Source organism: Streptomyces sp. CG 926 (assembly GCF_003148825.1).
GTDB lineage: Bacteria > Actinomycetota > Actinomycetes > Streptomycetales > Streptomycetaceae > Streptomyces.
Window position 1 is genome coordinate 714821 of sequence record NZ_QGGZ01000003.1, and the last position, 22178, is coordinate 736998.

Below are 22178 nucleotides of genomic sequence, written 5' to 3' on the forward strand. Positions count from 1 at the left end.
GCCTTCGTCGTGCTCCGGCCCCGCCGGTCCTCTTGCCTCGTCACCCGTCCGGCCGCTGTCAGGTCGCCGTACGGATGCTCCTGCCGCCAGCCTTGAGGGGCGATCGGACAGCGGGCCCGGACCCGTGTGACGGACCGGGCGGCGGGAGAGCGGCGTGGGGCTGGGCCGGCAGGGCGACGGCGCTGGGCGCGCGTACGGGAACGACACGGGGAACGGCACGGGGAACGGCACGGGGAACGACACCGTTCCCGGCGCCGGGAACGGTGTGACCCGTCGCGTGGTCCGGCTGCTGCCGGGCGTGCTGATCGTCCTCGGCATGGTCTTCGACGTGCTGACCCCGCCCAGTTTCACCGGATCCCCGTTCTTCACCGCGGCCCCGCTGATCGCCGCTCCTCTCTTCACCCTCTGGGCCACGGCCCTGACCGGCGGGGTGGCGCTGTTCGCGGTGTTCGTGCTGCACATCTTCAACGGCACCAGTTGGAGGGTCGAGGCGTTGACCGAGCTGGTGACCGTACTGACCGTCGCCGGGCTGGCGCTCCTGATCAACCGGATGGTGCGGCGCAGCGGTGAGCGGCTCGCCTCGGCGCGCGGGATCGCCGAGGCCGCGCAGCGGGCGGTGCTGCCGAAGCCCGCCGAGCGCATCGGGGGGTTGCACGTCTGCGCCTGGTACGAGGCCGCGCAGGCGGACGCCTTCATCGGCGGCGATCTGTACGCGGTCCAGGAGACCCCGTACGGGGTGCGCCTCGCGGTGGGCGACGTACGCGGAAAGGGGCTGGGGGCGGTCGAGGCCGTCGCGGTGGTCCTCGGGGCGTTCCGGGAGGCGGCGGACACCGAGCCCACGCTGCAGGCGTTGGCGCAGCGGCTGGAGCGGGCGCTGGCCCGCGAGGGCACGCGGCGCGACGGTCTGGACGCGGTGGAGGGGTTCACGACGTGCGTGCTCGGGGAGATCCCGCCAGGGGCGGGCGCGCTGCGGCTGCTCAACCGTGGCCACCCCGAGCCGCTGCTGCTGCACGGGAACGGGGAGGTTGCGGTCCTCGCCCCGACGGAGCCGGCCCTGCCGCTCGGGATGGGCGAGTTGGGTGGCTGGCCCGACGTGGTGCAGGAGTGGGCCTTCCCGGCGGGGACCACCCTGCTGCTGTACACGGACGGGCTGACCGAGGCCCGGGACGGCGCGGGGGACTTCTACGATCCGGCGGCCCGGCTGCGCGGGCGGATCTTCCCCGGGCCGCAGGCCTTGCTCAGCGCGCTCAGCAGCGATGTGCGCCGGCATACGGGCGGCGGGGCGATGGACGACATGGCGCTGCTGGCGGTGGGGCGGCCGGGGGAACGGGAGCCGGAGCGGCGGCGGACCGTGCCGGTGGTGCCACGCGGCGACGCGATGTGACGATCGGTAGTCGAACGAATGCTTTCCGCAAGGAGATTGACGGGTCGTCATTTCAGGCCTGTGGCTGAAGTGATAGGGGAGTCGGCTGATTTTTGCACCGGTTGGGGTGGGTTCGTTCGAGAAAGGTGTGGCCAAAGCCAGTCGGTGAGTGGCTGATTGGTGGGAACGATCAAGCGGAGAAGCTTGGAATCACTCCCCTACGTCTATTACCTTTCGATAACGCAGCGCGGTCGTCCCAGCCGTCGCAAGAGACGGCACCGTGCGCGCGCGCGTCTCTGCGCGTCGATGAGGAGTGTGCCCCGGTGGCCTCCAACTTGCCTGCCCCTGAAGGCATCGAGATCCAGGAGCAGCCGCCCACCGCGGGTGCCTGGGGCGAGTGGAATCCCACCGAGGATTCGGTGCGCCCGGTCCGAGGCAAGCACCGGGTCGCCAAGCAGCGCGGGGGACTCGCCCGCAGCTCCACCGTCCTCGGCGTCGGCGTCATCGCGGCGGTCGGCGCCGGCGGCATCGCCACCGCGCAGGACCGGCCCCAGGTCGCGATATCCCTGCCGGCCCTCCCCGACATGATGGGCGGGAACAAGGCCCAGCAGGACGAGGGCGGTTCCGGATCGGCGGCCGCGACGGGCGAGCGGACCGGGATCATCGCGCAGCAGTCCGCCCAGGGCGCGGACGCGGGCGAGGTGCTGCGCAACCGCATCCTCCAGCAGGCCGAGTCCCAGCAGGACGCCGCCGAGGCGAAGGCCCGGGCGGAGGCCGAGCAGGCCGCGCAGCAGGCGGCCGCGCAGGAGGCCAAGCAGAAGCTGGACGAGGCCCGTAAGGCCGCCGAGGAGGCCAAGACGCAGGCCGAGGCGAAGGCCAAGGAGGAAGCCGAGGCGAAGGCCGCGGCGGAGGCGGCGGCCAAGGCCGAGCAGGAGCGCCCCGCCCAGCCGGCCGGCAGCTACTCCCTGCCCACCTCCGCCTACACCCTCACTTCGCACTACGGCGACTCCGGCTCCATGTGGTCCTCGGGCCACCACACCGGCCTCGACTTCGCGGCCCCGACCGGGACCCCGGCCAAGGCCGTGGCCGCCGGGAAGATCACCTCGGCCGGCTGGTCCGGCGCGTACGGCTACCGGATCGTGCTGGAGCTCCCGGACGGCACGGAGATCTGGTACTGCCACCTCTCCTCGATGTCGGTGACCTCAGGCACGGTCGGCGCCGGCGAGACCATCGGCCGCGTCGGCGCCACCGGCAACGTCACCGGACCTCATCTTCACCTGGAAGTACGCAAGGGTGGATCGACGCAGGACCCGTTGGCGTGGCTGAACTCCAAGGGCCTGAACGTCTGATCCGCGGGTTCCGGATCCCGTTCCGGGTCCCGTTCCGGATCCCGTTCCGGATCCCTGTCCGGGTCGTGGACCTTCTCCGGGTCCGCCGAGCCGTGGTCGAGGTGCGGGTCGTGGTCCGCCCGGCGCGGACCGGGTACGTCCCTCCGCGCGGCCGGCGGGTCCACCGGGTCCAGCGGGTCGAACCACGGCGGGATCAGCTCCTCCATGACCGCCGCCCGGGCCAGCGCGGGACCCGCCGTCGCCCGGGACCGCCAGAGCCGGTGCAGCAACTCCCGCTCCCGGCGCGCGAAATCCCGATCCCGTACGGGGCCGCCGCGCCGCGCCCGGTGCCGTAGCAGGGCCAGGGCCGCCGCGTCCGCCTCGTAGCGGGCGACCGTGCGTCCGGCCGCCCGGCCCCCGCTGTGCCGGGCCAGGGCGCGGGCCAGCGAGCGGGCCGGCATCGACGCCAGGGCCGGGACCTCGGCCCGACCGAGCCAGCCCGCGGCCGCGTACAGCGCGAGCTCGTCCTCGACGGCCCGCAGCCGGTCACGCCTTATCCGCACCGCCAGCCACACCAGCAGCCCGAACGCCGGGACCATCACGCAGCTGTAGACCACGTAGAACCCGTGCTCCCCGAACTGCGAGGAACCGTTCCACAGCGCGTGCATGCCCATGGCCGGCGCCAGGCCGAGCAACGGCAGGCAGATCCTGCGCGCACGGCGGGCGCTGACGGCGGCCATGCCGAAGCCCAGCCCGGTGAGCACGGTGAACAGCGGGTGCGCGAACGGCGACAGCACTATCCGTACGAAGAAGGTCGCCGCCGTCACCGATTCCAGCGGGCCGCTGCCGTCGGCCAGGTCCTCCACGAAGGCGTTGCCGAGGTAGAGGATGTTCTCGGTGAAGGCGAACCCGGTGGCGGTGAAGCCGGCCACCACGAACCCGTCGGCGGGGCCGGTGAAATGCCCTCTTCGGAACGTGAACACCAGCAGCAGGGCTGCCGCCTTCGCGCTCTCCTCCACCACCGGGGCGATGGCCACCGAGCCGAGGTGATCGACGGCGGAGGCGTCGGTGGTGGTCGCGGCTATCCACTCGGTGGCGAAGTTGTTGGCCAGTATCGCGATCAGCGCCGCGGTGCAGGCACCCCAGCCGAAGCAGAACAGCAGCTGCGACCAGGGCGCGGGCGCGGCCCGGCCCAGCCACCGGAAGGCCGCCATGAGCGGCGCCACCGGCAGCACGGCCAGACCGAGACCGACGAAGAAACCGGCGGTGCCGGTCTGTTCCCGCACGAGTTCGAGGATCGCGATCCCGGTCGCGCCGAGCAGGGCGAGGAGCACGCAGGTGCGGACCGTGCCGGACGGACGTGGGAGTACGAGGTGGAGCGCTCGGTACACACCACGACCCTAGCGAGCGGGTCTGACACGCGCGGTGACCTTGTCAGTTCTCCGTGCGACGGAAGAGCAAGTCGTGTACGAGGTGGCCCTTGTCGAGGCCCTGGCCCTCGAAGCGGGTCAGCGGCCGGAAGGCGGGGCGCGGGGAGAAGCCGCCGTCGGGCTGCGTGTTCTCGAAGTCCGGGTGCGCGGTGAGCACTTCGAGCATCTGCTCGGCGTACGGCTCCCAGTCGGTCGCGCAGTGCAGTACGGCCCCGGGCGCCAGGCGCGTGGCGGCCAGCGTGAGGAAGTCGGGCTGGATCAGCCGGCGCTTGTGGTGGCGGGCCTTGGGCCACGGGTCCGGGAAGTACACGCGCATCCCGGCCAGCGAGTCGGGCGGCAGCATCTCCCGGAGCAGGATGATCGCGTCGCCGTTGGCCACCCGGATGTTGGTCATGCCGCCGCGCTCGGCGAGGGCGAGCAGGTTGCCCTGCCCGGGGGTGTGCACGTCGGCGGCGAGGATCCCGGTGCCGGGGTCCTCGGCGGCCATCTGGGCCGTGGCCTCGCCCATGCCGAAGCCGATCTCCAGGACGACGGGGAGCCCGTCGAAGAGAGCGTCGAGGTCGATGACCTCGTGGCCGTCGATGTCCAGGCCCCAGGTGCCCCACAGGCGCTTCAGGGCCTCGCCCTGGCCGGTGGTGACCCGACTGCGCCGGGGCTGGAAGCTCCGGATCCGCCGCTCGTGGTGCGAGCCGGCCGGGTCCGGCGCGGGCCCGTCGGGGAAGCGGGGCTCGGTGCGCCACTTGGGCGGCACGTACGAGTTCGTCTCCGGCGCGGCGTCCGGGAGGCGGGGCGACTGGGGATTCAGGGACTCAGACACAATGCGCTGATTCTACGACGGGGGTCGCGTCGGCCGCCGCGCGAGCGGCCTCCGCACCCCCCGAAGTGGTCCTCAGGCCGAGGCGAGGGTCCGCAGGGCGCGGGTGGCGATCTCCCGGCCGATCGGCAGGGAAGCGGTCGCGGCGGGCGAGGGGGCGTTGAGGACGTGGACCGTGCGCGGGGCGTCCCGGATCAGGAAGTCGTCCACCAGGGTGCCGTCGCGCAGCACGGCCTGGGCGCGGACCCCGGCCGCGGCGGGGCGCAGATCGGCGGCGGTGACGGCGGGCAGCAGGCGCCGTACCGCCCGGGTGAAGGCCTGCTTGGACAGCGAGCGGTGGATCTCGCCCGTCCCGTACCGCCAGTGCCGTGCGGCCATCCGCCAGGATCCCGGCCAGGCGAGCTCGTCCGCGATGTCCCGGGGGCGCACCGTCGACCAGCCGTATCCCTCGCGGGCCAGCGCGGGCACGGCATTGGGCCCGACGTGGACGCCGCCGCCGATGCCCCGGGTCAGGTGCACGCCGAGGAAGGGGAACGCCGGGTCGGGCACCGGGTAGACCAGGCCCCGGACCAGGTCCGGCCGCGCCAGGTCGTAGTACTCGCCGCGGAAGGGGATGATCCGCATGCCCGGGTCGTCCCCGGCGAGGCGGGCGATCCGGTCGCACTGCAGGCCCGCGCAGTTCACCAGCACCCGCGCCCTGACCACCAGGCCGGAGGTGGTGCGGACGGCCACGGCCGACGCGCGCCGGGAGATCAGGTCCACGGCGCCGCCGTAGACGATCTCCGCGCCCGAGGACTCCGCGAGCTGCGCGCTCACCTGTCCGTAGTCGACGATCCCGGTGCTGCCGACATGGATCGCCGCCAGCCCCCGGACCTCCGGCTCGTACTCCGTGATCTGGGCCGGGCCGAGCTCGCGCACCGGAATGCCGTTCTCCCGGCCGCGCTGGACCAGGGCGTGCAGCCGCGGCAGTTCCTCCCGCTCCGTGGCGACGATGAGCTTGCCCGTCACCTCGTGCGCGATGCCGTGCTCCGCGCAGAACTTGACCATCTCGGCGGCCCCGCTCACCGCGAAGCGCGCCTTCAGGGAACCCGGGCGGTAGTAGATCCCGCTGTGGATCACCCCGCTGTTGCGGCCCGTCTGGTGCCGGGCCGGACCCGACTCCTTCTCCAGGACCACGACCCTGGTCCCCGGAGCCAGGCGCGCCACGGCATGCGCCGTCGACAGGCCGACGATCCCGCCGCCGATCACCAGCACATCGCAGTCCACGCCGCCACCCACGCTGACACCTCCCACCCCTGCATACTGCACCCCGGCACCGACAACCCGGCCACGCGGCCCCCGGAAGACAGGTCCTAGGCCTGTGCCACCAACAGCGGCCGGGCCCGCTCCCGCAACTCCGCCACCCGCGGCTCGTCCCCGTACGGTTCCAGGCGGTGCAGCAGGTCCCGTACGTATTCGGTCGTCCGTGCCGAGGAGATCCTCCCCGCCACTTCCACCGCCCGGGTGCCCGCCGCGCACGCCGCGTCGAGATTTCCCGACTCCAGCTCGGCGACCGCGCTCACCACCAGCCGCAGCCCGTGCGACCGTACGTACTCCTCGGTGGGGCGCGACAAGGCCTGCTCGGTGAACCGCCGTACCTGCCGGGGCAGTTTCAGATCCCGGTAGCATTCTGCAGCATCCGCCGCGAAACGGTCGTACGAGTAGAAACCCAGCCAGGTCGGATCCGGATCGCCCTCCCGGGACCGCTCCAGCCAGCCCTCCGCCGCCCGCAGCGCCGCCCCGGCGGCCGTCGAATCGCCGGCCTTCGCGTGCGCCCGCGCCTCGACCAGCCGGAAGAAGCTCATGGTGCGGGCGGTGGCGAGGCCCCGGTTGCGCTCGACGGCCGCCTGCGCGAGGTCCACCCCTTCGTCGGGGAAGTCCCGGTAGGTCGCCTGCAGCGACATCGAGGCCAGCACGTAGCCGCCGAGCGGTACGTCCGCGGCCGCGCGGGCCAGCCGAAGCGCCTGGATGTAGTAGCGCTGGGCCGCTTCCTGCTGGCCGGTGTCGAAGGCCATCCACCCGGCCAGCCGGGTCAGTTCGGCGGTCGCGCCGAACAGTGCGCGGCCCACCTCGTCCGTGTAGGAGCCGAGCAGCAGCGGCGCCGCGTCCACCCGCAGGCACTCGGGCACCATCGACGAACGCCAGTCCCCACCGCCGTACTTGGAGTCCCAGCGGCGTGCGTCCTCGGCGGCCTCGCGCAGCTTCGACACATCGCTGTGGCCCACACGCTGGCCGTGGTCGCGCGGCGTTTCGGGTCCGGGCTGGGCGGGCACAACGGTGGACGGCGGGCCTGTCGCCGGTCCCGTCATCGGGCCTGCCAGACCCGTCATCGGGCCGGTCGTGCGGCCGTCCGGGGAGGGTCGCGGACCCGGTGCCGTCGCCTCGCGCGCCGGTCCGTCGTGAGCCGAGGGGGTCGCTGCTACGGGGCTCTGGACCATGGAATGCCGCGCCGCGGGGTCGAGCGCCGCGGAGCTGCCGGCGGTCGGGTCGTGGGCGGTGGCGTCGGCCCTCGCGTCGGCCCTCGCGTCGGTGGTCGTCGGGGTGTCGGTTGCCGCCGGGCCGGTGGTCGTGGCGTTGGGCAGCGTGGCGTCGGGCGGCGTGGATCCGGGCGTCGGTGCGCCGTGCGTGAGGTGCGGTGTTCGGCTGCCCGCCGCTTCCCGGGCCACCGAGCTGTCGGCGGGAGATATCAGCCAGCGCGAGGCGGGCGTCGCGTACGCCGCCACGGAGAACGAGCCCGCGAGCGACTGCCAGATTCCGCCACCCCCGCGCCGCCCGGCGAGGTCGAGCCGGTAGAGATCGGTGGCCGAGCGCACCGCCGCGCCCACGTCACGCGGGAAGGCCAGCCCGACCTCGGGCGCGGGGTCCGCGTCCGCCAGCCCGATCTCGTGCAGCGGCACCGGCCGGCCCAGCTTCGCGCCGATCGCGGCGGCGATCAGATGCGGGGCGGCGCCCTGGGGCACCATCCCCTTGGACACCCACCGGGCCACCGACGTCTTGTCGTACCGAAGCGTCAGGCCGCGCTGAGCGCCGAGGTCGTTGACCCGCCGGGCCAGCCCGGCGTTGCTGATGCCCGCGAGGGCGAGGACGGCGCCGAGCTTCTCATTGGGCTCGCGGAGCTCCCTGGACATGCGCCACCCCTCGTCACACGCGGAACGCAGACGCCGCCGGGGCATAGGCGCCCGGCATTTCGTAAACCCAGCGTAGTTCCCCGCCTCCCAAGCGTTAAGGCCCTTACTTCCGTATGGCGGGATTGTTGTCCGTTTGCACAGTCCGCCCCGGACCCGGCGCCGGGGCGCACGTGTCAGCGCGTGCTCCGCCCGTGTGGCCGTGCGCCCACCCGTGCGCTCTGGCCGGTCCCCGGACCCGGCGATTCGATGTGCGGTGCGTGGGTCGACCCGCCGCCTGACCGGGCGGGTCGGGGGATGCCGCTGCCTCAATCCCCGCGGGTGGCGGAACGGTCCGGGGGGTGGATTGCGCCCCCCGTACCGCGCCCCCATGTCGGACGCCGGCGGCCCGTGGCGGCTCTTCCGGCGGTCGAAGAATGGCTGAAAGCGACCTATGGGGCGGTGGGAACGGAACGCCAAATACCGAGTTGCCGGGGCGTGTTCGTTTGCGTGTGCGCCCCCTTTAACCCCTCTCGCACGCCTGTCCCGTGGCAGCATGGACCCCGAGCCACCCGGGGTCCCGCGGCCGCGCCCTCAGCGCTGTCCGTGCTGCCTGTGCCCCGGTCATGTGCCCACGGGTCGGGGAGGCGGCGGTGCGCTGGTTGGTGGGTTGGAGCAGTATCGCCGCGAGCTTCGGCACGGCCGGACGGGTCTCGGGCCAGAGCTCCGGGCAGAGTTCCGGTCAGGCCTTCGGCCAGGGCGGATACGGCCAAGGCGGCGGCTACGGCGACAGCGGTGCGCCCCTGCGCGGCGGCCTCGCGGACGCCGCCCATCCGGACGACCCGGGCGCGGACGCGGAACGCACCGTCCACCCCGTCGGCGCACAACTGCTCTGGGGAGACCCCGACCCCCTCTGGGCTGTGGGCGACTGGCGCCCCGACGAGATCCGCACAGTCACCGCCGATCCCGCCGACCCCTTCACCCGGCTCGCGGTCCTCGGCTGCTGCGGCGCGACCGACGCCGAACTGCGCCGCGCCCTCTACGCCGCCCGCGGCGGCGCGCTGCGCCACCTCACCCAGTGGTCCGGCAGCTACACCGCCGTCGTCCAGGCCGGCCGCCGGATCACCGTCCTCGGTGACCTCGCGGGCGCCCGGCCCGTCTTCTACACGCCCTGGGCGAGCGGTACCGCGTACGCCACCGCCGCCCTCCCGCTCGCCGACCTGATCGAGGCGCAGCTCGACATCGGCCATCTCGCCGCCCTGCTGGCCTGCCCGGACAGTCCCGAGGCGCTGGGCGACGGCACACCGTACGCCGGGGTCCGGCGGATCCCGCCCGGGCACGCGCTGATCCTGCGGGAGGGCTCCCGCGAGATCACCGGCTACGAGCAGGTCGCCTCGCTCGCCGTGGCCGCCCCCGAGGCCGACGCCGAGCGCGCGGTGGAGGGCGTACGGGAAGCGTTGGTGGACGCGGTGCGCGCCCGGCTCACGGCTCCGCGGCATGCTCCCGACACCTTGCCGCCGTACGATCCCGGCCCCGTGCCCGGAATGGGCCCCGCCGACCGGCGTGCCGCCCGTGGCGCCCCGGCCCCCGGGGTGGGCGCCGACCTCTCCGGCGGCAGTGCCTCCGCCACGCTGGCCCTGCTGGCCGCCGGCCTGCCGGGGGCCCCGGGCACCCTGCTCAGTCCCGCCGGGGCGCGGTTGCTGGCCGTCACCTTCAACGACCTGGCCACCCCGCAGGGGCGTGAGGCCGAGCTGGAACGGGCCAGGGTCATCGCGGCCGACCCGCGCCTGCACCACGTGGTGGTGGCCGCCGCCGCGGAGGCCCTCCCGTATGCCGAACTCGACGGCCCGCTGACCGACGAACCCGGCCCCTCGCTGGTCTTCGCCGCCCGCGAGCGGCGCCGACTGGCGGCCGGTTCGGCCGACCACTTCACCGGCCACGGCGCCCGTCAGGTCCTCGACGCCCACCCGGCCCGCATGGCCGACCTCCTGATGGACCGCCGGCGCCGGCACCTGCTGCGCCCGGTGGCGGCGCTGGCCCGTTCGGCGTCCGCGTCCGGAACCTCCGGGGAGTCCCTGCTGGTGCCGCTCACCGTGTACTCGGCGGCCCGAAGACTTGCCCGTACGTCGTACCGCGCGGGCATGGAAGCCGCCGCGGCCCGGCTCCGCGAGGGCGGGGTCACCGAGAGATCCTCCGGTCCGGTGGACGCTTCCCTCGCCGCCCTGACCTGGTCCCGCCCGGGACCGGCGGCGGGCTGGCTCACGGGGGAGGCGCTGGCGGAAGTATCGATCCGTCTGACGGCGGCGGCCGGCCGGCCGCCGCTTTCGCTGCGGCCGGGGGAGGCCCGCGCCCGCTCGCTGCTCGCCCGCCACGCGGCCGACCACCGGGTCTTCGAGCAGGCCGTGGAGGTCCGCAGCCAGCGGTTGCACGCCCCGTTCCTGGACAACCAGGTCGTACGGGCCGCCCGCGCCCTGCCCGAGTCCTTGCGGGTCCAGCCCGGGGCCCGGGCCGCGATCCTGCGCAGCGTCCTGTCCTCGGCGGGGGTGCGCGAGTTCCCGCCGGGCTGGGGTGCCACGGACCGCGAGCCGAACGAGACGGCGACCCGGCTGGGGCTGCGCGCCGCCCTGAACGGCCTGCTGGACCTGTTTGAGTCGCCGTTGCTCGCGGACGCCGGGCTGATCGAGGCCCGGGTCGTGCGCCAGGCCCTGCTCGACGCGGCGGACGGGCGCCCGGTCCCGCTGGACGGGCTGGCGGAACTGGTCTCGATGGAGCTGTGGCTCGGCCGCCTGCTGGCCCGGCGCGGCACCTGCTGGACGGGTACCTCCGCGGCACGACGCCGGGCGGTGCCCGAGGGAGTCCCCGTGCACCGCCCGGCGCTGTCCTGACGGATCAGGCTCTTCCTCCGGCCCTTGCTCCGGCTCCGGCTCAGGCGGTGAGCACCAGAGCGGTCGCGATCGCCGGGCCGAAGGCCCCGCCCAGCTGGTAGCAGAGGGCGAACAGGCCGATGGCCGTGGGGCGCTGGGGGTCGGGGGCGCTCGACGCGGCGTGCATCGACAGCACCGCGTTGGCCCCGGTCGCCGCGAAGACCCCGCCCACGGTGGCGACCAGCAGCAGCGGACCCCAGCTCGCGAACACCGCGATCGCCGCGGCCAGGGCGCCGACCCCGACGAGCACCGAGCGGACGGCCACCCGGCTCATGCGCGCGGACGCCGCGGCCAGCAGCCAGGAGAGCGCGGATCCGGTGAGCAGAGCCACGAGCTGACCGGTGCCCGCGGTGCCGGCGTCCCAGCCGGCCCGGTCGGCCAGCAGCCGGGGCACGGAGAACAGCAGGGTGAAGTACGAGCCCGAGAGCGCGAGCGCGAGCAGTGCGGAACCGAGGAAGAGCGGCTTGCGGATCAGCGCGACCGGGACGAATCCGTCGGGCTGCCGGCGTACGTGGAGCGCGAGCAGTGCGGCGACGACGGCCGCGGAGCCGAGGGCGGCGGCCGGCGCGTGGGGCAGCAGGACCAGGGCGGTGACGAACGCCGTCAGCAGAGCCGCGCCGCGGACGTCGAACCGGCCCTGCGGTGCGGCCGCCGGGGCGGACGGGGCCGACGGGTTCTTCGGGCTCGGGGCCGTCGCGTACCGGCTCACCATCGGTATCGCCAGGACCGCGATCACGGAGACGGAGAGCGAGAGGCGCCACGAGACGGCGTGCGCGAGCTGGGAGCCGAGGAGCGGGCCGGACGCGCCGAGGATGCCGAAGCCGGCGCTGATCACGCCCATCCGACGGGCCGAGCCGGCCAGGGTCATGGCGACCGCGGTGAGGCCCGCGCCGCCGGCGGCCTGCGCGGCCCGCCCGGCGAGGGTGAGCGGCAGCCAGGGGGACGTGGCGACGAGCAGGGTGCCGCCGAGGAGGAGGGCGCCGGCCAGGTGGAGCGCCGCCCGCAGGCCCCGGCGGCGCAGCAGTCCGGCCAGCAGGGGGGTGCCGACGGCCATGGCCCAGGCGAAGGAGGCGACGAGCCAGGTGGCGGTCGAGCCGCTCACCCCGAGGGAGCGGGCCATGTCCGGAAGGATCAGTACGGGGGCGTTGGCCCCGGCGGCCAGGGGGGTGGCCAGCAGTGCCAGCCACAGGACGGGAACGGGGCCGACTCGGGGGCGGGACGTGGCGCGCGCCTTCGTGGCGACGGTGGCGGCGGCTGCGGGGGTGGTCACGGTCGTGGTCGTGTGCGTGGTCATGTGGCGCCCGGTCCAATCCATCTCAAGACTGAGAATCTCAACGTTGAGATAAAATCATCGACTCCTCTCAACGTCAAGTGTCTCAACGTTGAGATATCTTGTTCATGGCAGGACAGGCAGGCACCGAGACAGGCGAGCGATGGAGGAACAGCGCATGAGCGACGCAGTGGACGCGATCGTCGGCCAGTGGACGGCGGAGCGCCCCGATCTGGCGGCAGGCCTGTGGCCGGTGGAGGTGGTGGCCCGCATCCAGCGGATGACCCGGGTCATCGACAAGCAGCAGAAGGCCTTCGCGGCCGAGCACGACCTGGAGGTCGGCGAGCTCGACATCCTCTTCACGCTCTGCCGCTCGGGCCCCCCGTACGCGCTGACCGCCGGAGCCCTCATCCCGGCCGCCATGGTCACGTCCGGCGCGATCACCAACCGCATCGACCGCATGGAGGCCAAGGGCCTGGTCGAGCGGGTGCGCGACGGCCAGGACCGCCGCACCGTCCGGATCCGACTGACCGAGCAGAGCCTCACGCTGACGCAGTCGATGATCGACGGGCATCTGAGCGGCTACGCGGAGCTGCTCGCCCCGCTGGACCCCGCCACCTGCGCCACGATCGCCCAGGCCCTGCGCACGCTCCTGGAGGCCAACGGGGACACCTCGATCAGCTGAGGTACGGCCGGCAGCCCCGGCAGCCCCGGCAGCCCCGGCAGCCCCGGACGCCCCGGCCGCCCCGGCGGCGACGCCGACCGCGGGTTCAGCGGCAGCTGAGCACCGCGTCCGCCCAGCTCGCCAGCGTCGGCAGGCTGCCCGGCCCGGCCCTTTCGACCATCAGCCGTAGCGTCTTGCGTCCCGCGAGGGGAACCTGCACGGCCGCGGGCGGGTCCTCGTGCCCGAGAGCGGCGGACTGCCACAACCGCTCCCCGTCGGCGTACACGGAGAACCGCACCGCGCCGTCCGTGAACAGCGACAGGCCGTCCACCCCCGCCTGCGCCGAGAAGGTCGTGCACTGCCGGTTGAGGGTGATCTCCACCGAGGAGCGCGAGTTCACGGTGATGCCGTGCGCGAAACGCCGGCCGCCCACCTCCAGCCCGTGGCGCTGCCACACCCAGCCGCTGCGCCAGGTCTGTACCTCCGGGCCGCTGTGGTCCCCGTAGATCGAGTGGGCGAGCCCGGCCAGTTGGAACCCCTGCGGCGGCTTCGGGGCCGGTGGCGGTGTCGGTTTCGGTGAGGGCCGCTGCGGCGACGGCGTGGGCGAGGCCTTCTCCGCGCCGGCGGAGGGCGACGGGGGCGAGGAGGGTACGGGGGCGGGAGCCGCGGAGGCCGCCGCCGAGGGCGTCGGCCCGGGCCGCGGGGCTACGGGGCCCTGCGCGGCCGGCGGTTCCTGCGCGGGCGGCTCCGGCTCGGCCGGGGCCGGGGACGGCGCGGGAGCCTTGGGCACCGACGGCGCGGCGGGCGCCGCCACACCGGGCGCGGCGGTCGCCGGGGCCCGCGGCTCGGTGTCGTCCCCGGCCAGCGCGAACACCACCCCGGCGGCCGCGGCCACCGCGATCCCGGCGGCGATGGCCACCTTGGCGGGCAGCCCGAGCCCTTCGGCGGCCACGGACCCCCCGGCACCGCTCCCCGCCCCGGCGGCGCCACCCGTGGCCCCCGCCCCGGCGGCAGCGCCGCCCGTGGCCCCGGCCGTGCCGGCCGCCCCCGCGGTCGACCCACCGGCGGCGGCCGCGGCCGCACCGCCCACGGCAGCCCCGCCCGCGGCGACGGCTCCGCCGGCCAGTGCCCCGGCGGCCTTGCCCGCGTACCCGGCGGCGAACCACCCGATGACCGCGACCGGCAGCAGCGCCGGAATGCCCGCGTTGACATCCTGGAGCTCACCGGCGGCCAGCCGGCACTTCACGCACTCCTCCAGGTGCTTGCGCAGCCCACGCTCCGCCCGCATCCGCAGCCCGCCCCGCGCGTAGGCGCCCAGCCGGTCCGCGTACCGCGCGCAGTCGCCGCCCTCGCTCAGTGCCGAACTCACATGGGCCTGCAGATACGCCTGCTTGAGCCCTTCCCGGGCTCGACTGGCGAGCACGGCGGTGGCGTTGGCGCTCAGCCCGAACAGCGGCGCGATCGCACTGGGCGAGGCCTCCTCGACGGTGGTGTGCCACAGCACGGCCTGCCACCGCTCGGGCAGGCTCCGGAAGGCCTGCACGGCCAGTGACCGCTCGGCCTCGTGCATCGCCCGTACGTCCGCGCCCAGTTCGAGCGTGTCGTCCCCCGAGAGACCTGAGAGCCCGGACAACCCCGACAGCCCGGCCGCCCCGCCGTCCGTACCCGGGGAGGCCTGCTCCGCGAAGACGGCGAAGTCCTCGACGAGTTGCTCCCGCTTGGCGGTCTTCGCCCAGGCCGCGGCGACCCTGCGCACAGTCGTCAGCAGATAGGCCCGCACCGACTGGTCCGGCCCCGCCCCGCCCCGTACCGCCTGCAGGGTCCGCGCGAACACCTCGGCGGTCAGGTCGTCGGCGGTGTGCGCGTCCCGGCAGCAGGAGCGCGCGTAGCGGCGCACGGAATCGGCGTGCCGACGGAACAGCTCCTCGTACGCCCCGTCGTCGCCGCCCCGCATCCGGGCGATCAAGTCCCCGTCGGACGGCGGCAGATCACCCCCGGTGCCTCCGGGTCCGGAAGAGCCCGAGGGGCGTGCCTTGCGCCCGCCCGGGTCGCGCTGGGCCGGCACCTGTCGGGCGGGCGAACTGCCCGCCTCCACCTCGCTGCCGCCGCCACCGCGTGGCTCTTCCCGACCGTCAACGCTCATCGCGGAGACTCCCGCACGACACACTCAACCGGTACACCGGTCAAGCGTGTCACACGGGGGACGGGCGCCGAAGCCCTCGGCGCGCCATCCACTCGTCCGGGCACATTCCGGCGAATCGCCCTACCGGGCCCGCGCCGACACCCGCCGAGGTCACACCGTCCGGGACCGCAGCCCTTCGAGCAGGATGTCGAGCAGTCGCGTCGAGGCCGCCGCCTGCTGCGCCGGGTCGGGCAGCGCGGGCGCCGCCGTCGCTATCACCAGCAGCACATCGGCCACCGTGACATCGCCGCGCAGTTCACCGGCCTCCCGCGCCCGGTGCACCAGCCGGCCGACGACCTCCAGCAGCGCACCCGCACCCGCGTCGTCCGAGGGCTCGTTCTCGACGGAACCGCGCGTGCCCACGACCCGCAGGTCGGGAGCCCCGGCGGCCGACACGGCCTGCCGCTGGTGCGGAACCCGGGCGGCGACCTCCGCCTCCTCGGCCTCGTCCTCGACGGTCGAGCCGACCCGCAGGACCTGCGGCGGCAGCAGCCGCCCGGCGCCCGAGGCCACGGAGGTGCGCAGGAAGCGCGACAGCGCCTGCCACGGCTCCTCCTCCTGACCCAGCGCGGCCTTGGCCTGCTCGGTCAGTCGGGCCGTCTCCTCCTCGGCTATGCGCCGCACCAGGACGTCCTTGCTCGGGAAGCGTCGGTACACGGTGCCGACACCGACCCGGGCGCGGCGAGCCACGTCCTCCATCGGAGCCCCGTAGCCCAGCTCGCCGAAGACCTCACGAGCCGCCCGCAGGACGTGCTCCAGGTTGCGCTGGGCGTCGACGCGCAGCGGCGTCGACCGGCCTACACCGTGCGTGGTGCCGCCCGTCAGACCGCGCCCGTTGCTCTCGACCGAGAGCGCGGTCGCAGAACCATGGAAATCGGAAATGTTCATATGTATCCCCCGGTAATCATTTGTCTCCCCCCGGAGACACTCCCCGCCTTCACGTCGAGGGGGCCACGGTCTCGGGCCCGGTCCTACTCCTCGACGAGATACGAACATAGTTGAGCCAGAGTCAATTCAGAAGAGGCAGCCCCGGACGGAGCACCGCCCGATCGGAGCATTCACCCCCACTTTTCCGTTCCGTGCCTCCGGAATCTTCTATTCCGTATGGCCTGACCTGCAGATTTTCGCCACAAGCTGACGTCCTCTTGCGTCCCGCCCCAGCACTCACTCCGGTCACACAATTTGCCGGGCCTGTGGACAAACTCCCGGCCACGATGCGTCATGGGATGGTGAAGGCTGCTAACTCCCGGGGCACGGCCCCCGGTACCCCGCCCCGTACGCGCATCCTGATCGTCGGCGGCGGTTACGTCGGCATGTACACGGCGCTCCGCCTCCAGCGAAAGCTGAGAGCCGGGGAAGCCGAGGTCACGGTGGTCAGCGCCGAGCCCTACATGACGTACCAGCCCTTCCTCCCCGAAGCGGCCGCGGGCGCGATCTCACCCCGCCACGTCGTCGTCCCGCTGCGCCGCGTCCTCGGCAAGTGCCGCATCGTCATCGGCGAGGCCGAGCGCATCGATCACGCCAAGCGGACCGTCACCGTCAGCACCCTCGCCACCGCCGACGAGGGCACCGGCCCGATCGAGATGGAGTACGACGAACTCGTCCTCGCCCCGGGCTCCATCTCCCGCACCCTGCCCGTCCCGGGACTCGCCGACTACGGCATCGGATTCAAGACGGTCGAAGAGGCCATCGGGCTGCGCAACCACGTCATCGAACAGATGGACATCGCCTCCTCCACCCGCGATCCCGCCCTCCGCGACGCCGCCCTCACCTTCGTCTTCGTCGGCGGCGGCTTCGCCGGCGTCGAAGCCCTCGGCGAGCTGGAGGACATGGCCCGCTACGCCTCGCGGTACTACCACAACATCAAGCCCGAGGACATGAAATGGGTCCTCGTCGAAGCCAGCGACCGGATCCTCCCCGAGGTCGGCCCCCAGATGGGCGTCTACACGGTCCGCGAACTACGCCGCCGCAACATCGACGTACGCCTGGAGACCCGGCTCGAATCCTGCGAGAACCGCGTCGCCGTCCTCAGCGACGGCGCCCGCTTCCCCACCCGCACCGTCGTATGGACCGCAGGCGTCAAACCGCACCCCATCCTCGCCGCCTCCGATCTCCCCAAGAACGAACGCGGCCGCCTGGCCTGCACCTCCTTCCTCACCGTCGAAGGAGTCGAGCACGCCTGGGCCGCGGGCGACGCCGCCGCCGTCCCCGACATCACCGCGGACGAGAAGGGCCGCGAATGCGCCCCCAACGCCCAGCACGCCGTCCGCCAGGCCAAGGTCCTCGCCGACAACCTCCTCGCCGCCCTGCGCGACGAGGTCCTGACCGAGTACGCCCACAAGTACGCGGGCTCGGTCGCCTCGCTCGGCCTGCACCGGGGCGTCGCCCACATCTACGGCCGCAAGCTCAAGGCCTACCCGGCCTGGTTCATGCACCGCGCCTACCACCTCAGCCGCGTCCCCAGCTTCAACCGCAAAATGCGCGTCCTCGCCGAATGGACCCTCGCCGGCCTCTTCAAGCGTGAGATCGTCTCCCTGGGTTCACTCGAACATCCCAGGGCAGAATTCGAACTGGCCGCAGGCGGCGGCCCCAAGCCCCCTCCTCCACCCCCCGCCTCCAACCCCCCGCAGAACGGCCAGGGCTGACGTTGTCAGTGCGGTCGGCCACACTGGACGTGTGACCATAGGTGCGCTCACCCCTGCACAGAGTGACATCGTCCAGTCAGCGACCGCCCACGAGCGACACAGCGACCACTCGCGACACCACGAGGCTTGAACGCAGTGAACTTCACGCGCTGGAGCGCCCGGTTTCCCGGAACGCAGCGCCGCGCCGCCGCCCGGTCCGAACACGCCGCCGCCCAGGCCAAGCGAGGTGAAGGCGCGGTCCCGGCAGCCCGCGGCGGCCGCGCCGACCCCGGAGCCGAGCGATCCACGCCCGCCGACGGCCACCCCGCCGACCCCACGGTCTGCGGGACCGGAAGCGGCGGTGGCAGCAGCGGCAGCGGCACCGGAACGTCACCGTCCCCGGCCACGTCCCCGGCCCAGGGGACGGGCGTCCTCACCGCCGTGCCCTCCCTCGACGAGCTCTCCGTACGCGAGGTCCTCGGCCGGCTCCCGGCCCTGGTCGCCCTCGTCCACGGCCCCGAGCACCGCGTCGCCTACGTCAACGACGCCTACACCGCCGGTTTCGGAGCCCGCACCCCCGGCGCCCCCGCGCACGAGGCCCTCCCCGAACTGGGCGAGCTCGGCCTCCTCCCGCTCCTCGACCAGGTCCAGCGCAGCGGCAAGTCCCGTACCGCCAAGAACCGCACCGCACCGGGCGGCGGCAGCTCGTACACGGTCACCTGCACCCCCGTCGAGTTCCCCGCATCCCCCACCGAGGGCGAGCCCGACCCCCACCACACCGGCGTCCTGATCCACCTCGCCGACGTCACCGACCACGCCGAAGCCGTCGAACGGCTCCGCGCCAGCGAACGCCGCCAGCGCGAGGCCGCCGTCACCCTCCAGCGCTCCCTCCTCCCCCAGGAGCTGGAACAGCCCGACGACCTGCGCGTCGCCGCCACCTACCAGCCCGGCGGCACCGAGGCCGCCGTCGGCGGCGACTGGTACGACGTCATCACCCTCGGCGCCGGCCGCACCGCCCTGGTCATCGGCGACGTCATGGGCCGTGGCGTGCGCGCCGCCGCCGTCATGGGGCAGCTGCGCACCGCCGTCCGCGCCTACGCCCGCCTCGACCTGCCCCCGCACGAGGTGCTCCAACTCCTCGACGGCCTCGCCGCCGAGATCGACGCCAGCCAGATCGCCACCTGCGTCTACGCCGTCCACGACCCCAACGAAGGCCTGCTCGCGTACGCCTCCGCGGGCCACCTCCCGATCCTGGTCCGCGACGAGGACGGCACCGTACGCAGAGCCGCCGACCCCACCGGCCCGCCGCTCGGCACCGGCGGCTGGCTGCACACCTCGGGCACCATCGCGCTCGGCCCCGGCTCCACCGCCGTCCTCTACACCGACGGCCTGGTCGAACGCCGCGGCGAGGACATCGACGAGGGCGTCGCCGCCCTCGAACGCGCCCTCTCCGGCGCCCAGGGCACCCCGGCCGTCATCTGCGACCGCCTGATGCGCGCCCTCGGCGTGGACGCCGACCACGACGACGACGTCGCCGTGATGGTCCTCCAGCAGCCCGCCCGCACCGGCGCCGACGCCGAGCTCTTCCACAACGCCGCCCTGGAACTCCTCGGCGGCATCGAGGCGGCCCCGCGCGCCCGCGCCTTCGCCCAGGGCGTCCTCGCCTCCTGGCGGTTCCCCGTCGAGCTCTGCGACCTCGGCGTGCTCGCCGCCAGCGAACTCGTCGCGAACTCCCTCCAGCACGGCACCCCGCCCATGCGGCTGCGGCTGCGCCGTACCGACCGTCGGCTGATCATCGAGGTGACCGACGGGGACGACCACCTCCCGCGCCGCCGCCGCGCAGAACCGGCCGACGAGACCGGCCGCGGCATCTCGATCATCGCGACCATCGCCTCCGCCTGGGGCTCCCGCCGCACCCCGGGCGGCGGCAAGGCCGTCTGGTGCGAGTTCGCCCTGCCGGACAAGTAGCCGAACAGCGGGAAGTAGGAAGGCCCCGATCCACCCGGACCGGGGCCTTCCTACTTCCCGCACAGATATACGTACGGCCATACGGTTCCTACGCGTGCACGCGCTCCACGACGACGACCTCGGCGGCCACCTCGGCGACCGGCCCGCCCTGCGCCACGACCCTGCTCGCCACCCACGGGTTGTCCTGCATCGGGCTGAGCCGCCTGCCGAGCCGCAGCGCGAGAGCGGCGATCCCGAGCGACACGAGCACGAAGACCCCGATGTAGAGCATCGGAACCCCGGCACCGAGCGGCACCCCGAGCGGCCCCAGCGCCAGCGCCATCTGCTTGACCAGCGCGAAGGCCGAGTTGTACTGGCCCACCGAGCCCTCGGGCGCCAGGTCGGCCACCAACGGCGCCAGGGTCGGCGAGAGCATGGCCTCGCCGATGCCGAAGAGCGCGTACGTGGTGATGAACGCGGCGGCGGCCATCATGGCGCTGCCGTGCCCCAGACCCGAGAACCCGGCGATGACCCACGCCACGGTCCAGATCAGCCCGACGAGGGCGATCACCCGCGACCGGCGGCGCTTCTCGACCAGCTTGAGGACGACGAACTGCGCGACGACGATCGCACCGGTGTTGGCCGCGAGCGCGAAACCGAGGGTCGAGGGGGAGATCCCGGCGGCCTCGGTACCGAAGGCGGCCAGACCCGACTCGAACTGTCCGTAGCAGGCGAAGAACACCACGAAGCCCAGCACGCACAGCTGCACCATGGCCTTGTGCCGGAGCAGCCGCTTCCAGCCGCTGCCGCCCGTCTGGGACGGGTCCTTCGGCATGGCGTCCTTGATGGTCGGCACCTGCGGCAGCCGCACACTGAGGATGACGCCCGCCAGCACCAGGAACATCACGGCCTCGATGCCGAACAGCAGGGTGAAGCTGCCGGGCCGGCTCTCGTCGACGATCTGACCACCGAGCAGACCACCGATACCCAGGCCCAGGTTCTGCATGAAGAACTGGAGGGCGAAGGCACGGGTCCGGGTGGACGGCGTGGAACACCACACGATCATCGTGGCCAGCGCTGGCTGCATCACGGCCTGCCCGGCGCCCAGCGCCAGAGCGGAGAGCAGGATGGGCACGAGGCCGGTGGAGAGCCCGAGGGAGAGCGCCCCGACCGAGGCGGTGACGGCCGCTCCGATGACCACGGGCACCGGACCACGTCGGTCGATGACCCGACCGGTGAAGGGCAGCGCGACAAGAGCGCCCAGGGCGAAGGCCACGAACGCGCTCGTGGCGGCCATGGAACCCAGATCTCGCACCTGCGCCACATAGATGTAGAGGAACGGAACCGTGAAACCGATGCCGAACGCGGTCAGCGCGTTCCCGGCCTGGATCCGCCGCATCGCAGCGCCCATCACCTTGGTCACTTCTCACCTGCCTTTGAGACCTGAAGCCTGAAGACTTCATACCTAAACTTCAAGCCTTAACAGTACACACCGAAGGAGTTAGATGCCAACGAGCTCGTGCGATACTTCGACCCATGGGTGACACCCCCGACGGCACTGCGGCCGTCCACGAGCCGAGCCTCGACGAACAGATCGCCGTCTATCAGCGCGAGTTCCAGGACCTGGACCCCCAGGTCGAGAAGGTCGTCTCGGCACTGAGCCGCCTGAACCGCCGCATGAACGTCGCGTACGGACGCCAGACGGCGGCCCTGGGCATCAGCAACGCGGAGTGGGAGGTCCTCAAGGCCCTCGTCATCTCCGGGGCCCCGTACCGGATGGGCCCGAGCGAACTGGCGAAGCAGCTGGGCCTCACGCCGGCGGCGATGACCCACCGGATCGACCGCATGACGGCGGAGGGCCTGGTCACCCGCGAGCGGGACGAGTCGAACCGGGTCCGCGTGATCGTGGAGCTCACCGACGAAGGCCGCAGCAAGTGGTTGGACGCGATGCGCGCGGCCACGGTCTTCGAGGAGGACCTCCTCCAGGACCTCTCCACCGCGGAGCGCGGGGTGCTCGGCGACATGCTCGCGCGCCTGCTGGACCGCGTGGAGGACCTCCAGTCCCCCAGCTGACCACCGGGGTTGACACGAGCCCCACGGGTCCGTAAGGTTCTTCGAGTTGTCCCAGAGCCGGAAGGTTTTGGCGACAACGAATCCCGCCGCCTCGTTGCGGCACCCAACTCAGCACGATCTCCCACCGGGAACGAATTCGGCATGCCCGAATTTCTTTCCGAAGGCCGATTATGAATCGCCGGGGAAATCCACTAGAGTTCAGGAGTCGGAAGGGCCCAACAGCCCGGAAGACAAACCCCGCTGACTGGGGGTCAGGCCCGAAAGGATCTGATAGAGTCGGAAACGCAAGAACAGAACGAAAGCCCGGAGGAAAGCCCGAGAGGGTGAGTACAAAGGAAGCGTCCGTTCCTTGAGAACTCAACAGCGTGCCAAAAATCAACGCCAGAAGTTGATACCCCGTCCACTTCGGTGGATGA

15 protein-coding genes are annotated in these 22178 nt (G+C 73.2%); 7 read left to right on the top strand and 8 right to left on the bottom strand.

The annotated features are described in order from the left end of the window. Positions 1–160: 160 nt before the first annotated feature. Both BCL76_RS12005 and BCL76_RS12010 read left to right on the top strand, forming a co-directional pair. The gene (locus BCL76_RS12005; RefSeq protein ID WP_375137907.1) at positions 161–1384 is read left to right on the top strand and encodes a PP2C family protein-serine/threonine phosphatase; all 1224 of its coding nucleotides are present in this window, start codon (positions 161–163) and stop codon (positions 1382–1384) included. 302 nt (positions 1385–1686) lie between these two features. After that, on the top strand, positions 1687–2712 hold the full coding sequence (locus BCL76_RS12010; RefSeq protein ID WP_109779413.1) for a M23 family metallopeptidase: 1026 nt from the start codon (positions 1687–1689) through the stop codon (positions 2710–2712). Here the strand turns inward: BCL76_RS12010 and BCL76_RS12015 are convergent. The 4 genes from BCL76_RS12015 to BCL76_RS39685 all read right to left on the bottom strand — a co-directional run bounded on the left by BCL76_RS12015 (position 2637) and on the right by BCL76_RS39685 (position 8102). Then, positions 2637–4082 (bottom strand): PrsW family intramembrane metalloprotease, encoded by a 1446-nt coding sequence (locus tag BCL76_RS12015; RefSeq protein WP_258309538.1) that lies wholly within the window; start codon positions 4080–4082, stop codon positions 2637–2639. The two genes, BCL76_RS12010 and BCL76_RS12015, sit on opposite strands and share 76 nt — an antisense overlap. 43 nt (positions 4083–4125) lie before the next feature. Continuing rightward, a complete protein-coding gene (gene trmB / locus BCL76_RS12020; protein ID WP_234314400.1) occupies positions 4126–4872 on the bottom strand; it encodes a tRNA (guanosine(46)-N7)-methyltransferase TrmB in 747 nt (248 codons plus the stop codon). Positions 4873–5010: 138 nt separating this feature from the next. Further along, a complete protein-coding gene (lhgO, locus tag BCL76_RS12025; protein WP_109779414.1) occupies positions 5011–6243 on the bottom strand; it encodes an L-2-hydroxyglutarate oxidase in 1233 nt (410 codons plus the stop codon). 44 nt (positions 6244–6287) lie between these two features. Then, the gene (locus BCL76_RS39685; RefSeq protein WP_258309540.1) at positions 6288–8102 is read right to left on the bottom strand and encodes a sporulation protein; all 1815 of its coding nucleotides are present in this window, start codon (positions 8100–8102) and stop codon (positions 6288–6290) included. A gap of 629 nt (positions 8103–8731) precedes the next feature. On the opposite strand from BCL76_RS39685, the gene BCL76_RS12045 reads away from it, so the two are divergent. Beyond that, positions 8732–10963, top strand: a complete 2232-nt coding sequence (locus tag BCL76_RS12045; protein WP_258309541.1) for an asparagine synthase-related protein — start codon at positions 8732–8734, stop codon at positions 10961–10963. 40 nt (positions 10964–11003) lie between these two features. Here the strand turns inward: BCL76_RS12045 and BCL76_RS12050 are convergent, their stop codons facing one another. Beyond that, positions 11004–12296, bottom strand: a complete 1293-nt coding sequence (locus BCL76_RS12050; RefSeq protein ID WP_109779417.1) for an MFS transporter — start codon at positions 12294–12296, stop codon at positions 11004–11006. 154 nt (positions 12297–12450) lie between these two features. On the opposite strand from BCL76_RS12050, the gene BCL76_RS12055 reads away from it, so the two are divergent. Continuing rightward, positions 12451–12957: a MarR family winged helix-turn-helix transcriptional regulator gene (locus BCL76_RS12055; protein WP_109779492.1), complete on the top strand. Its 507-nt coding sequence runs from the start codon at positions 12451–12453 to the stop codon at positions 12955–12957. Positions 12958–13042: 85 nt separating this feature from the next. Here the strand turns inward: BCL76_RS12055 and BCL76_RS12060 are convergent, their stop codons facing one another. Next, positions 13043–15079 (bottom strand): sigma-70 family RNA polymerase sigma factor, encoded by a 2037-nt coding sequence (locus BCL76_RS12060; protein WP_109779418.1) that lies wholly within the window; start codon positions 15077–15079, stop codon positions 13043–13045. Between the two features lie 150 nt (positions 15080–15229). Beyond that, the gene (locus BCL76_RS12065) at positions 15230–16006 is read right to left on the bottom strand and encodes a TetR/AcrR family transcriptional regulator (RefSeq protein WP_109779419.1); all 777 of its coding nucleotides are present in this window, start codon (positions 16004–16006) and stop codon (positions 15230–15232) included. Positions 16007–16344: 338 nt separating this feature from the next. Here BCL76_RS12065 and BCL76_RS12070 point away from each other — a divergent pair, with 338 nt between their 5' ends. Further along, positions 16345–17763 (top strand): NAD(P)/FAD-dependent oxidoreductase, encoded by a 1419-nt coding sequence (locus tag BCL76_RS12070; protein ID WP_109779420.1) that lies wholly within the window; start codon positions 16345–16347, stop codon positions 17761–17763. Positions 17764–17898: 135 nt separating this feature from the next. Continuing rightward, positions 17899–19710, top strand: coding sequence for an ATP-binding SpoIIE family protein phosphatase (locus tag BCL76_RS12075; protein ID WP_109779421.1), 1812 nt, complete (start codon positions 17899–17901; stop codon positions 19708–19710). 88 nt (positions 19711–19798) lie between these two features. On the opposite strand, the gene BCL76_RS12080 is transcribed toward BCL76_RS12075, so the two are convergent. Beyond that, positions 19799–21100, bottom strand: coding sequence for an MFS transporter (locus BCL76_RS12080; RefSeq protein ID WP_109779493.1), 1302 nt, complete (start codon positions 21098–21100; stop codon positions 19799–19801). 125 nt (positions 21101–21225) lie between these two features. Between BCL76_RS12080 and BCL76_RS12085 the strand changes: the two genes are divergently transcribed. Continuing rightward, on the top strand, positions 21226–21762 hold the full coding sequence (locus BCL76_RS12085) for a MarR family winged helix-turn-helix transcriptional regulator (protein WP_030733189.1): 537 nt from the start codon (positions 21226–21228) through the stop codon (positions 21760–21762). Positions 21763–22178 lie beyond the last annotated feature (416 nt).